Source organism: Vibrio sp. YT-19(2023) (genome assembly GCF_033337395.1).
Map to the genome: position 1 here is coordinate 73,188 of NZ_JAWOQN010000004.1, position 13,717 is coordinate 86,904.

The window sequence follows — 13,717 nt, forward strand, 5'->3', positions numbered from 1 at the left end:
GTAAATTACAAATAATAATGGAGATTGGTTAGATGTTCGTCGAATAAATAAAGGTAAACTTATCAAGTTATTGTTTTATAATGGTATTTTGTTTTTTTTACATTGGTATTTAGAAAATTTGACAGCCAGAATAATCTTTTGCACTCTTAGCTCCAGATTTTGAGGAGGTGCTGTATAACGTTTTGTTAACGCTCTACCTCAAACATATAAAAAAAGGGAACCGGACAAGGATATCCCGAACTAAGAAAAGGCAGTGGATTAATTATGAAAAAAACTCTATTAGCACTAGCTGTAGTTGCGTCTGCAACTTCAGTGAACGCAGCTGAAGTATTCAAATCTGAAGAAGGTTCTGTAGATTTCTACGGTCAGCTACGTCCAACTCTTCTATTCACAGAAAAAACTGATCACACAGCAGAGCTAAACACTAGCTCTTCTCGTACTGGTGTGAACGCGGTTTACGTTGTTGACGAAAGCCTAAAAGTTCTGGGTGAAGTTGAAATCGGTGTTGCTCTAGGTGACAACTACGACGCAGGTGCTGATTCAAGCGAGCGTACAGATGACTCTGTATACGTACGTCGCCACATCATCGGTTTTGATATGGGTGATATGGGTACTCTTCGCTTCGGTAAAGAAGGTACTTGGGCTGATGACGTATACTTCGCAGATTACTCTTACTTCTTCGGTGGTAACGCAGCGGAGACTGCATACGGTCACGCTTGGAACAACGATTCTCAAATCAAATACGCTTACGAAAATGACGCGTTCTGGCTAAAAGCTGGTTACGCGCTAGGCGAAAAAGATTCTAACGAAGAAGTACTAGAAGTATTCGTTGGTAAATCTTTCAACGACCTATCTCTACACGCTGGTGTACTTACTGCGAACAACGACATCAACGTAACTAAAGAGAAAAAACTAGTTCTTAATGGTGTAGAGCAAACAGTTTCTCACACAGAGCGTACTGATAACGAAAACCTATCTTTTGAAGTAACTGCTGAGTACGCACTAAACGAGCACACTCTAGGTGCTACGTACTACTACAACGAAAACGAAGATAAGCTAGGTAAATCAACAGTTGATTCACACTACATCGTTGTAGCTGGTATGTTCGCTGTTGCTCCTAAAACAACTCTATACTCTGGTTACGAGTACCTAGCTCAGTCTACTGACGAAGCAGGTAAAGTAGACGCAGACTCTTCTTGGTTCTACGCTGGTGTTGAATACAAGTTCTCTAAATGGGCACGTGTATTCGCAGAAGCGGGTTACACTTTCGAAGGTACTGACTTCGATAACAAAGACACAGACGACGCAACTAACTTCGGTGTTGGTGCTCGTTTCTACTGGTAATCAATACCCAGTTTGATATTGTAAGACCCAGCTATATGCTGGGTCTTTTACTATGAAGATAAGGATGAAAAATTCTATGCAGTTATCATTAAAAGTGGCAATGGCACTGTCTATTTTTGCCAGTACAAACCTCTACGCTGCAACGACTTTAGTGGTTCCAGAAGACGTGAAGTTATTGGCCGTCAACATGGAGAAGCCAGATCTAGAAGGTGGTCTTTTTTCTAGTGAGAAGACAATCGAACTACCTGACGGAACGAATCAAATTGTCTTCAAATATCAACCTACATTCGAAATTAACGAAAACCTTAAGACGGTTTACAGTGATGTAATCGTTGCTAAATTTGATGCTGAAAACGAAAAGCTAACATTTGAACTGCCAGAGTTTAAAACTCTTCGCCAAGCGCAAAACAACATCTCGCCTCTAGATTGGCAATTACTGGATACCAAAGGCCAACCTATTGCTTTGGTCGAAGATGTATTAGAGTCAGATGGTGTTCAAATTGGTCGTAATTACCCTCAAGAATCTCGCAACTACAATATTGCTGGCGGTATCGCGAGTGTTGCCGTTAGTTATGTAACTGTGAATCAGCATCAACAATCAGTAAGTGATATCGAGCCTCGAGTTGAGACTAGTGATTCCCGTTCAACAGCCGCATCGAACGACAGCCCAATGGTTGATGTATTAAAGACGATGTACCAGAAAGCGTCTCAGGCGGAAAAAGAGGCATTTAAAAACTGGCTTGCTGAGCAGTAATCCCTTAGTTCATTAGATAGGGCTTAACTGAAAAAGTACGAATCTAAAAAGCAGGCTTTAAGCCTGCTTTTATCTTTTCTGCTTATTAGAGAGAGATTTCTCTCCATTCACCAGGCATTAGGTCGTTAAGGACGATATCACCCATCGAATGACGAATGAGGCGCAAAGTAGGGAAGCCAATGTGCGCAGTCATGCGACGCACCTGACGATTTCTTCCTTCGATAATGGTAATGGCTAACCAAGTGGTAGGGATATTTGCGCGAAAACGAACCGGAGGAGTTCTGTCCCAGACTTGTGGTTCTGGAATAACTTCAACTTCGGCTGGTAGAGTCATACCATCTTTTAGCTCTACTCCCTTCCTCAATTTTTCAAGATCTTGCTCCTGAGGAGCGCCATCGACTTGAACCCAATAAGTCTTCGGCGATTTTGACTTTGGCTGCGTTAACTTCGCCTGCAAGATGCCATCGTTAGTGAGTACCATCAAACCTTCGCTGTCTCGGTCCAATCGGCCAGCCGCATAGACATTTTTGATTGGGATATAGTCCGCTAACGTTTTGCGACCATCGCCATCGGTAAATTGACTGAGCGTATCGTAAGGCTTATTGAAAATAATGACTTTACGATCTTTAGGGGCCACTTTTGGCTTTTGGCTTTTTGTTGGGCGATTAGGGCGGCGGTCTTGCTGAGTACGAGTCTTCGAGCCATTGCGAGCTCCTGAGTGTTTAAAATGGCCCGTTTTAGACTGGTTACGACTGCGACCTTTTTCCTGACCTGTACGAGATGACATGTTAACTACCCTGCAAAAATGTAAATGAACTGTGTTTGAAAGTTTTAAGTTTTCTCATGATCGGATATGATTTGCGCGCCTAAAACTAACAAACGCGCACAGAATGATAGACTAATTCGTGTTATTTGTTTAATTATATCAGTGCACTCATGGATTCAGAGCTTAGAGCTTCAAACTACAACAAAGAGTGCGAACCGCATGTGGCGTTAGTGAGGAGACATGTACTGCTAACGCGCAGCAATGCGTCAATTAAACCAACTCAGACGCTGAGTTGATCAGCCAACAAGTTGATTAAAAAATAGGGAAATTTCATGCCTACAGAAAAACCTACAATTATCTACACCATCACTGATGAAGCGCCGGCGCTAGCAACTTATTCATTACTACCAATCATTCAATCATTCACAGCATCGTCTGGCATCAATGTAGATACTCGTGATATTTCACTAGCAGGTCGAATTATCGCTAACTTCCCAGAGCATCTAAAAGAAGAACAGCGCATTGGCGATGCGTTGACTGAGCTTGGTGAACTAGCTCAAACTCCAGAAGCAAATATCATCAAGCTACCTAACATTTCAGCTTCAGTTCCTCAGCTTAAAGCGGCGATTAAAGAGCTTCAGGCGAAAGGTTACGATTTACCAAACTACCCAGAAGAGCCGAGCACGTACGAAGAGAAAGCGATTAAAGCGGCTTACGACAAAATCAAAGGTAGTGCGGTTAACCCAGTACTTCGTGAAGGTAACTCAGACCGTCGTGCTCCGACTTCGGTTAAGAACTACGCGAAGAAAAACCCACACTCAATGGGTGCATGGTCAGCAGAATCTAAGTCCCATGTTGCGAGCATGTCAGACAATGACTTCTTTGGTAGCGAAAAGTCTACAACTATCTCTGGTGCAACAGAGGTCAAAATCGAGTTTGTCGGTAATGATGGTACAGTTAAAGAGCTTAAGTCTGCGTTCCCATTACTAGATAAAGAAGTCATTGATACTTCAGTAATGAAGAAGAAGGCGTTGGTTGAATTTTTCGAGAAAGAGATTGCTGAAGCGAAAGCACAAGACGTGCTGCTGTCTCTTCATATGAAAGCGACGATGATGAAAGTTTCTGACCCTGTCATTTTCGGCCATGCCGTAAAAGTTTACTACAAAGACGTTTTCGATAAGTACGGTAAGCTGTTTGAAGAGCTAGGTGTTGATGTAAACAATGGCATCGGTGATGTTTACTCAAAAATTGAGTCTCTACCTGAAGCGCAAAAAGCAGAAATTGAAGCGGCCATTCAAGCGGTTTACCAAACTCAACCAGAACTTGCGATGGTTGACTCTGATCGTGGTATCACAAACTTACATGTACCAAGTGACATTATTGTAGATGCTTCTATGCCAGCAATGCTTCGCTCTTCGGGTCAAATGTGGGGACCAGATGGTAAACAAAAAGACACCAAAGCGATGATTCCAGATCGTAGCTACGCAGGTATTTACCAAGCGGTTATTGATTTCTGTAAAGAGCACGGCGCATTTGATCCAACCACTATGGGTAGCGTACCTAACGTTGGTCTAATGGCTCAGAAAGCTGAAGAGTATGGTTCTCACGACAAGACATTCATTCTAGACGCTGCGGGTACTGTTCGCGTTGTTGATGCTTCAGGTAACGTACTGTTAGAGCAAGCGGTTGAAGAAGGTGATATCTTCCGTATGTGTCAGGTTAAAGACGCACCAATCCAAGATTGGGTTAAACTAGCAGTGACTCGCGCACGTGCAACAGGTGTTCCAGCTGTATTCTGGCTAGATGAAAACCGCGCGCACGATGCTGAGCTCATCAAGAAAGTAAACGCCTACCTACCAGATCACGATACTGACGGTCTAGAGATTAAGATCCTATCTCCTGTTGAAGCTTGTAAGTACTCACTAGAGCGTATGAAAGCGGGCCTAGATACTATCTCTGTTACAGGTAATGTTCTTCGTGACTACCTAACAGACTTGTTCCCAATTCTCGAGTTAGGTACGTCTGCTAAGATGCTATCTATTGTTCCATTGATGAATGGTGGTGGTCTATTTGAAACAGGCGCTGGTGGTTCTGCTCCTAAGCACGTTCAACAAGTAGAAAAAGAGAATCACCTTCGTTGGGATTCTTTGGGCGAGTTCCTAGCGCTTGCAGCTTCGTTAGAGCATTTAAGTGTAGCGACAAACAATCCTAAGGCTCAGGTTCTCGCAGATACACTAGATAAAGCGACCGGTGAGTTTTTAGACACCAACAAATCTCCGTCACGTAAAGTGGGTGAGCTAGATAACCGTGGAAGCCACTTCTATCTTGCACTTTACTGGGCGAAAGCGCTTTCAGAGCAAACGGATGATGCGGATCTTGCTGCTGAATTTGCACCAATTGCAAAAGCGCTGTCAGAGCAGGAAGAAACGATCGTTGCTGAGCTAAATAATGCGCAAGGCGTGAAAGGTGAGCTAGGAGGTTACTACTTACTAGACGATGCATTGGTTTCTAAATTGATGCGTCCAAGCGAAACCTTTAACGCAATCATTAACAAGTAAGTTAGTGTAAAAACACGTCGTTTTCGGCGTGTTTCCTATCCTGTAAGTGCGTTGTAAGTGTTCCTTTTGTAACACGTGCTCTAAATAGTAAGAAACCCGCTATCTTGGCGGGTTTATTTTTCTCTTCAAAACATCAACGTGGCGTTTCGAGAGCAATATTTTTATATTTCGACAGCGCTCTAATTATTTGGCTTGGCCTTCAAGAGGCACGACGCTACTCGCGTGACAGCCTTTGGGACCTTTTTCAATCTCGTAAGAGACTTGTTGGCCTGCTTTCAGTGTACGATAACCGTCCATCTGGATTGTTGAGTAGTGGGCAAAGATATCTCCCTCTTCTTCATCTGAACAAATAAACCCAAATCCTTTGGCATTGTTAAACCACTTTACTGTACCTGTAGCCATGCTTTACATCCCTCATGCATTTTTTACTGATGTTGTTACTGCAACCAAGTTATACCTTTAACTTGGTACTACCATTGTCAGCGAATGCCAACAAACGTCAAATCAATGATAAGTCACATTCATCAAACCACTTAAAGAAGAGAAGTTTCAAAATGATGATTTATGCATCGACACTTTCCACTGTAGTCAATGAATTTCGACAGTCAATAGCAGTGAGCAACAAACAGAAACATAATTGAAAACAAATCACTTTTGAGATTAACAAATTTGCAAACAGTTTTTCGTATATACGCAGAAGTTTAGTCAATTTGCCTATGAAGTGGCTCATACTGAAAAAGCCATACTGTCCGTGTTGCTTATGGGAGAAGAATCCTCTGACTGAATAAAAAATGAAGTTTTCGTGATAATTACCGTATTCTCAATGAGGAAGTGTGATCCAGATAGAAGATGATGGGGTGGTTTGCAATAGTCCGAAAGCAATAAATAGAAAGTTCTTTTATAAGAAAAAATGTGTAACTTATCGACAAGCATCTTTTATTTGCGCCGTATCAAGACGTGCATTAGTCTCTATATTAGGTAGCAACTTTTATCGATCAAAGATCGAATTCGGTGCCATAACTCACTACACCGCGCTGCACGCTTGTGGTAGATTGTTTTTATAGGTCGAAAACATCAACCCTTTGATACGATATCTTTAGATTGCCATGAGTAAAAATTTTGAATGGGTCACTCCGGACTCTGATCTTCTGGAGCGAGAAAGTACGAAAGTCCAGCCACCTAAGCTGTACAATGTCGTACTCAATAATGATGACTATACACCTATGGATTTCGTCATAGAGGTGCTTGAGCGATTTTTCTCACATGATATTGATAAAGCAACTCAAATCATGCTTCAGGTCCACTATGAAGGAAAGGCAATTTGCGGCACATACAGCGCAGAAATTGCCGAAACAAAAGTAGCGCAAGTTACGATGTACGCAAGGGAAAATGAACATCCGCTACTTTGCACTATGGAGCAAGCGTAAACAAAGAAGACTTGCTCGAACAACCCCAGTTGTTTTTTCGGGAGGTACTTATGCTAAATAAAGAACTAGAGTCAAGCCTTAACGGTGCATTTGCTCGGGCGCGAGATAAACGCCACGAGTTTATGACTGTCGAACACCTCCTACTTGCATTGTTGGAAAATGATGCAGCTAAGGAAGCCCTTCTAGCTTGTAAGGCGGATCTTGACGCTTTACGCAACGAACTCGATATTTTCATCGATCAAACTACGCCTCTTATCCCAGATAGTGATGAGACGCGTGAAACGCAGCCGACTTTGAGTTTTCAACGTGTACTACAACGCGCCGTCTTTCATGTACAGTCGTCTGGTCGTAATGAAGTAACAGGCGCCAACGTGCTTGTTGCTATCTTCAGTGAACAAGAGTCGCATGCCGCTTACTTACTGAAGAAAAATGACATCTCCCGATTAGATATTGTTAATTTCATCTCCCACGGTATTACTAAAGCATCAGGTGCAGGTGAGGATTCATCATCAGACTCGTTTAGCTCAGAAAGTGTTGAAGAGCCTAATTCTGAAGAACGCCTAGAAAGCTTTGCGACGAATCTTAATCAAGTCGCTAAAGATGGAAACATCGACCCACTCATTGGACGTGATAAAGAGTTAGAGCGCACTATTCAGGTACTTTGTCGACGCCGCAAGAATAATCCACTACTAGTGGGTGAGGCAGGAGTTGGTAAAACAGCCATTGCGGAAGGTCTTGCATGGCGAATTGTCGAAGGGCAGGTCCCTGAGGTCATTCAAAACAGCGTGATTTATTCACTAGATATTGGCTCTTTGCTCGCTGGTACCAAATATCGCGGTGATTTTGAAAAGCGCTTCAAGGCGATTTTGAAACAACTTGAAAAAGAAGAAGATGCCATTTTGTTCATCGATGAAATACATACCATCATCGGTGCAGGCGCGGCATCTGGTGGTCAAGTCGATGCAGCAAATCTTATTAAGCCTCTTTTAAGTAGCGGTAAGTTGCGTTGTATTGGTTCGACGACATACCAAGAATACAGCAACATTTTCGAGAAAGAGCGTGCGTTGTCTCGCCGTTTCCAAAAGATAGACGTTGTAGAGCCTTCATTGGATGATACAACTAAAATCTTGATGGGTTTGAAGCCGAAGTACGAAGCTCACCATGAAGTACGTTATACCAATAAAGCACTGCGTGCCGCGGTAGAACTGTCGGCTAAATACATTAATGAACGCCATCTACCAGATAAGGCCATTGATGTCATTGATGAAGCTGGTGCGCGTAGTCGTCTTGCTCCTGCAAGCCGTCGTAAAAAAACGGTCGGAGTGGCTGATATCGAATCAATGGTTGCCAAAATGGCGCGAATTCCAGAGAAGTCGGTTTCTTCTTCAGATAAAGACATTTTGAAAAACTTAGATAGCAAAATGAAGATGTTGGTATTCGGTCAAGATAATGCGATTGATGCATTGTCCGAGGCGATCAAGCTGACACGTGCAGGTTTAGGTGTAGACAACAAACCTGTTGGTTCATTCTTGTTTGCAGGCCCAACAGGGGTTGGTAAAACAGAGGTGACGGTGCAGTTATCTAAGCTTCTAGGTATCGAGCTACTTCGTTTTGATATGTCTGAGTATGGTGAGCGTCACTCCGTAAGTCGCTTAATTGGTGCGCCTCCTGGTTATGTCGGTTATGACCAAGGTGGTTTGCTAACCGATGCTGTTATTAAGCACCCACACTCAGTCGTATTACTTGATGAGATTGAAAAAGCGCACCCTGATATCTTTAACCTGTTGTTGCAAGTCATGGATAACGGTACGCTAACGGACAACAATGGTCGCAAAGCAGACTTCCGTAATGTCATTCTTGTTATGACAACTAACGCAGGTGTGGCGGAAACCGAGAAGAAATCAATTGGTTTGATTCAACAAGACAACAGTCACGATGCAATGGCGGAAATTAAGAAGGTGTTTACTCCTGAGTTCCGTAACCGTCTTGATAACATCATCTGGTTTAACAGCCTTGATGAAAGCGTTATCCATCAAGTGGTTGATAAGTTCATTGTTGAACTGCAAGTGCAACTTGATGAGAGAGGCGTTTCAATGGAAGTATCGCAAGACGCTCGCCATTGGTTAGCACATAAAGGTTATGACAAAGCTATGGGGGCTCGCCCAATGGGGCGTGTTATCCAAGAACAGCTTAAGAAGCCTTTGGCTAACGAACTGTTGTTTGGATCTTTAGTTGACGGCGGTACAGTGAAAGTAACGCTGGTCAACGATACGCTTGAGTTTGAATACTTAAGTGAGAAAGAGACAGCGATGCATTAATCGTTAGTCGGTAACAAACGCAAAAGCGCACGAGAAGATCGTGCGCTTTTTTATCTGAACTAAATCGGAAAAAATTGTGCAATAAAAAACGGAGCAGCTTGCTCCGTTTTTTATTGCATCCGAAAATCAGAGATTAACGAGCGCGGAAGACGATGCGGCCTTTTGACAGGTCGTATGGAGTCATCTCTACAGTTACTTTGTCACCCGTTAGGATACGGATGTAGTTCTTACGCATCTTGCCAGAGATGTGAGCAGTCACAACGTGACCGTTTTCAAGTTCAACACGGAACATAGTGTTTGGTAGAGTGTCAAGGACTGTGCCTTGCATCTCGATTACGTCTTCTTTAGCCATTTAATCCTCTTTAGAAATTAGGCAATATTAGCGGGCTATATTCTGCCGCTAAATAGTAATTATGTAAAGTTGAGGCGTATTCTACCCTCGCCAACGCTGATTTACTAGCCTTTGGTGGCGTTGAAAGCGTGTTTTGTAGCTCATTGCTGGGCACTCATCAATCTGATATCCCAAATATAGCCACTGTTGTTTGTTTTCTTGGCAGTATTTAATTTGATAAAGCACCGCTAATGTCCCAAGAGATAACTCGTAGTCAGGGTCAAAGAAAGTATAAAAAGCACTCGAGCATTGTGGCATCAAATCTGTCACTGCAATGGCAAGCAATTGATCTGATTCATCGTAAATGTGTAAAAACGACGTTGTCAGCCAGCTGGTTTGAGCAAATCGAGCAAACTCATCACGCTTTGGTGGGTACATAGTGCCGTTTTTATGCCGTTTGCAGATGTACCGACTGTAAAGCTCAAACCATTCCTCATCCATTTCAGGTTTCATTTCCCAGCGTAAAGACTGTGCTTTATTAAGCAGCCTCTTCTGACTTTTTGATAGTCTAACGTCTGGAATCGAGACTCGAATTGGCTGGCAAGCGGTGCAATGCTCGCAATGCGGTTTATATATGGTATCTCCGCTACGACGAAAACCGTTAGCCATGAGCAACTGGTAATTTTCTTCAGTATGCAGCCTTTCATCAAGCGCCACCGCAACCCGCTCTTGCCGTTCAGGCAAATAACTACAAGGGTGATTATTCGTCAACCCTATTCGAATATGTTGTATATCCGTACTCATACTGAATCCTGCAAAACTTGGGGCTGATAGGCATCAAATAGTGTTTGCTTTTCTCTTAAAGATAGTAGTTTTTGCATAAATTCGTCACGCTCAAGTTCAAATGCGCCAAGTGATGCCAAGTGAGAATTCATAACTTGGCAATCGATTAATTGACCTTGCTTTGACGCCAAATGGTTGCATAAGTACCACAATGCAATTTTGGATGCGTTATCTTTTAGACTAAACATCGACTCTCCGCAAAAAAGTTGGCCCACGCAAATGCCATATAGTCCGCCAATCAGGTTGTTGTCATGCCATACTTCTACAGAGTGACAGTGACCAAGTTTGGCTAACTCAATGTAGGAAGCTTGCATTTCCTCGTTGAGCCATGTTTCCTCTGCAGGGCGTGTTGAAGAACATAGTCTAATCACTTCTTCTGTCGCGAAATTGAGTGTTACTTTATAGTTATGTTTACGCTGAAATTTTTTGAGACTTTTAGATGGCTTAAACTGTAATGGGTCAAACACGGCGCGCGGAGAAGGGCTCCACCATAAAATAGGTTCACCAGGACCATACCAAGGGAAAATGCCTTGATAGTAACCATTGAGGATTCTCATGGGGTTTAAGTCACCACCAAAAGCCAGCAAACCATTGGGGTCGCTGAGTGCTTTATAGGGTGAGGGAAAGTTGAACGTTTCATCGAGTTCAGTTAAATAAATAGCCATAAGAAGTCGTTACCAACATTGGAGTCAGAGGAGTTTATGATGACCTGGTTAAGAAATATCGTAAAAGTATGGCTTGGGATCATACTGTTTTTACCACTTGTCGCCAACGCAGCCTATGAAAGAAATGTTGCCAAGCCAGTTAATGAAGTAGTTTACGGGAAGATTGACTCTGTCCGTTATATTACTCAACAAGAGGTTGTTCAATCGAAAAGTAACGGTTGGAAGACACTACTTGGTGCCACTATCGGTGGTTTAGTCGGTAATCAATTTGGTGGCGGTACGGGAAGAGAAGTCGCGACGGCAGTGGGTGCGCTTGCTGGTGCCGCAGTTGCTCAAAACCAAAGTAATTACCAATACACGGTTGAATATAAGTTAGTTGAGCTACTCATCAAAGTGAAGGGTGATAAGCTAATTAATGTCATCCAAGATGTTGATAAAAATATGTTATTTAGTCGAGGGGATGAAGTTCGTATTTTATATTTTGATGATGGAGTCAGGGTTGATATCACTTATTAACCCTAGGTTGTTTTAGTCTAACGAAGCCTAATCAGGCATGTACAGTCGGGCTGGCTTATAGTCAAATAAAGTCGAAATAGTTTGCTGTTTCGCCGTGCTTCTTTCGCTCTGATTTACATCGCTGGCAATGCCTTTAATTCTGTATCTTTAGGCTGCTTGAGGATATTCATAAATTAGCGCCGATTTACTCTGGTTTTGTCGTGTTTTTTTGGGTAGTCTGAATTCACGAAGAATTGTTTAGCCCTCATAAAAATCGTATGTTGAGGGCACAAAGGATTATCAACTTTTAATGGAAAGCCTAACGTTACAACCTATCAATAAAATTCAAGGGGAAGTGAACCTTCCTGGCTCTAAAAGCGTTTCTAATCGAGCTCTTTTACTTGCTGCTCTTGCTAAAGGCAGAACTCGCCTTACTAATCTCCTCGACAGTGATGATATTCGTCATATGCTGAATGCGCTGACTAAACTAGGCGTTCAATACCAACTTTCCGAAGATAAAACAGAATGTCTCGTTGAAGGCCTTGGGCGTCCGTTTTCTGTCTCAGAGCCGGTAGAGTTATTTCTCGGCAATGCTGGCACTGCGATGCGACCATTAGCTGCGGCTCTTTGTCTTGGAGAAGGGGAGTATGTACTGACGGGCGAACCTCGTATGAAAGAGCGTCCAATTGGTCACCTTGTCACGGCACTGAAAGATGCTGGTGCGAACGTTGAGTACATGGAAAACGAGAACTTTCCGCCTCTCAAAATAATTGGTACTGGCCTAAAAGCAGGTACAGTTTCTATCGATGGGTCCATTTCAAGTCAGTTCTTGACCGCTTTCTTAATGTCTGCGCCATTGGCTGAAGGTGAAATTCGCATCAACATCGAAGGCGATTTGGTTTCTAAGCCTTATATCGATATCACCCTGCATATCATGAAGCAGTTTGGAGTCGATGTGATCAACAATGACTATCAAGAGTTTGTGATCCCAGCCGGTCAGCAATACATCGCTCCAGGTGATTTCTTGGTTGAAGGTGACGCGTCTTCTGCTTCTTACTTCTTGGCGGCGGCAGCCATCAAAGGCGGAGAAGTTAAAGTCACGGGTATCGGTAAAAACAGCATTCAAGGTGATATTCAATTTGCTGATGCGCTTGAAAAAATGGGTGCAGAAATTGAATGGGGTGATGACTACGTAATTTCACGTGTTGGTCAATTAAAAGGCATTGATATGGATTACAACCATATCCCTGATGCTGCAATGACCATCGCGACAACAGCGTTATTTGCCGAAGGCACTACCGCTATTCGTAACGTTTATAACTGGCGTGTAAAAGAAACAGACCGTTTGTCAGCTATGGCGACTGAGTTACGTAAAGTTGGTGCGGAAGTGGAAGAAGGGGAAGACTACATCATCGTCAAACCTGTGTCTCAGTTAAAGCATGCTGCGATTGATACTTACGATGATCATCGAATGGCGATGTGTTTTTCGCTGGTGGCACTTAGTGATACGCCTGTGACGATTAACGATCCAAAGTGTACGTCGAAAACGTTCCCTGACTACTTCGACAAACTTAAGGCTTTAAGCTGCTAAATATTCTGACCTAAAACAGGAAAGCCAGAGTGAATAACACTCTGGCTTTTTTGTTTCCCAATACTATTTAACCAGCGTAAATTCCTTAGAAAGGTGATGCGCTAAGTATTTGAACATATTGAATACTGCAGTCGTATTTGAAGTTGGTAAACCTTTGTCATCAAGGAAGTATTCACCTTTAAAAACTAAAACACCTTCTTTTTCTTCTACACTTGTGGCTCGCATTCCCTCGATGTAATCATCGTGCTCTTGGATGATTTGGTTAGCGATCAAAAGAAGGTCGAACTCTTCGATAAACGTTCTATCAGACATATTCTTTCTACCATCCTATTCAGTTAAGAACGCTGAGTATACCTACAACTAAAATGGGTTTGCATGATTAATTCAGTCAATCGTTCAGTAAGACTAAACAGATCAATTTTTAGAGTATAAGCATGATGCGGAGGAAGATGGCAGAGCATTGAACCAAACTATTTTGTGATGGGTAACAAAATTTATTGCATTGGATTAGCGGATGCTAAGTTTGCCTGTTTAGATATGCCGCTCAATACCTTTCAGAACCCTGTCTCTTTGAAGTATAAAGACGATGAATTGTCAACCAATCGGATCTGAATTTCAAAAAAGC

At 42.6% G+C, this 13,717-nt stretch carries 13 protein-coding genes; 7 read left to right on the plus strand and 6 right to left on the minus strand.

All coding sequences use genetic code 11. The features are described 5' to 3' along the window. The first annotated feature begins 264 nt into the window (after positions 1–264). Both R7E78_RS04505 and R7E78_RS04510 read left to right on the plus strand, forming a co-directional pair. Positions 265–1,344: a porin gene (locus R7E78_RS04505; RefSeq protein WP_005378424.1), complete on the plus strand. Its 1,080-nt coding sequence runs from the start codon at positions 265–267 to the stop codon at positions 1,342–1,344. A 76-nt stretch (positions 1,345–1,420) separates the two neighbouring features. Further along, entirely contained in the window at positions 1,421–2,098 is a 678-nt protein-coding gene (locus tag R7E78_RS04510) for a DUF2057 family protein (protein ID WP_154204716.1), read from the plus strand. An 85-nt stretch (positions 2,099–2,183) separates the two neighbouring features. Here R7E78_RS04510 and R7E78_RS04515 read toward each other — a convergent pair whose 3' ends face one another. Next, positions 2,184–2,885, minus strand: a complete 702-nt coding sequence (locus tag R7E78_RS04515; RefSeq protein WP_005387874.1) for a pseudouridine synthase — start codon at positions 2,883–2,885, stop codon at positions 2,184–2,186. Positions 2,886–3,196: 311 nt separating this feature from the next. Here R7E78_RS04515 and R7E78_RS04520 point away from each other — a divergent pair, with 311 nt between their 5' ends. After that, positions 3,197–5,422, plus strand: coding sequence for an NADP-dependent isocitrate dehydrogenase (locus R7E78_RS04520; protein WP_005378404.1), 2,226 nt, complete (start codon positions 3,197–3,199; stop codon positions 5,420–5,422). Positions 5,423–5,605: 183 nt separating this feature from the next. Here the strand turns inward: R7E78_RS04520 and cspD are convergent, their stop codons facing one another. Further along, positions 5,606–5,824 carry a cold shock domain-containing protein CspD gene (gene cspD, locus R7E78_RS04525; protein ID WP_005378407.1) on the minus strand — a complete coding sequence of 73 codons (219 nt, stop codon included), beginning with the start codon at positions 5,822–5,824 and terminating at the stop codon, positions 5,606–5,608. 704 nt (positions 5,825–6,528) lie between these two features. Here cspD and clpS point away from each other — a divergent pair. Further along, complete coding sequence (gene clpS, locus R7E78_RS04530) at positions 6,529–6,849, plus strand: ATP-dependent Clp protease adapter ClpS (protein ID WP_005378419.1); 321 nt, start codon at positions 6,529–6,531, stop codon at positions 6,847–6,849. A gap of 50 nt (positions 6,850–6,899) precedes the next feature. Next, positions 6,900–9,167, plus strand: coding sequence for an ATP-dependent Clp protease ATP-binding subunit ClpA (gene clpA / locus R7E78_RS04535; RefSeq protein WP_318057693.1), 2,268 nt, complete (start codon positions 6,900–6,902; stop codon positions 9,165–9,167). A gap of 133 nt (positions 9,168–9,300) precedes the next feature. Here clpA and infA read toward each other — a convergent pair whose 3' ends face one another. From infA to aat, 3 genes are all read right to left on the minus strand, one after another. Next, positions 9,301–9,519 carry a translation initiation factor IF-1 gene (gene infA, locus R7E78_RS04540; protein WP_001040192.1) on the minus strand — a complete coding sequence of 73 codons (219 nt, stop codon included), beginning with the start codon at positions 9,517–9,519 and terminating at the stop codon, positions 9,301–9,303. A gap of 81 nt (positions 9,520–9,600) precedes the next feature. Then, positions 9,601–10,302, minus strand: a complete 702-nt coding sequence (locus tag R7E78_RS04545; protein ID WP_005378346.1) for an arginyltransferase — start codon at positions 10,300–10,302, stop codon at positions 9,601–9,603. Further along, a complete protein-coding gene (aat, locus tag R7E78_RS04550; RefSeq protein WP_005387881.1) occupies positions 10,299–11,006 on the minus strand; it encodes a leucyl/phenylalanyl-tRNA--protein transferase in 708 nt (235 codons plus the stop codon). The genes R7E78_RS04545 and aat overlap by 4 nt, the downstream gene beginning before the upstream one ends. A gap of 39 nt (positions 11,007–11,045) precedes the next feature. Here aat and R7E78_RS04555 point away from each other — a divergent pair, with 39 nt between their 5' ends. Together R7E78_RS04555 and aroA are read left to right on the plus strand one after the other, a co-directional pair. Further along, entirely contained in the window at positions 11,046–11,522 is a 477-nt protein-coding gene (locus R7E78_RS04555; protein ID WP_005378348.1) for a glycine zipper 2TM domain-containing protein, read from the plus strand. A gap of 289 nt (positions 11,523–11,811) precedes the next feature. Next, positions 11,812–13,092, plus strand: coding sequence for a 3-phosphoshikimate 1-carboxyvinyltransferase (gene aroA, locus R7E78_RS04560; protein ID WP_005387883.1), 1,281 nt, complete (start codon positions 11,812–11,814; stop codon positions 13,090–13,092). A 63-nt stretch (positions 13,093–13,155) separates the two neighbouring features. Here the strand turns inward: aroA and R7E78_RS04565 are convergent, their stop codons facing one another. Beyond that, the gene (locus tag R7E78_RS04565) at positions 13,156–13,404 is read right to left on the minus strand and encodes a YciN family protein (protein WP_005387884.1); all 249 of its coding nucleotides are present in this window, start codon (positions 13,402–13,404) and stop codon (positions 13,156–13,158) included. Positions 13,405–13,717: the final 313 nt, after the last annotated feature.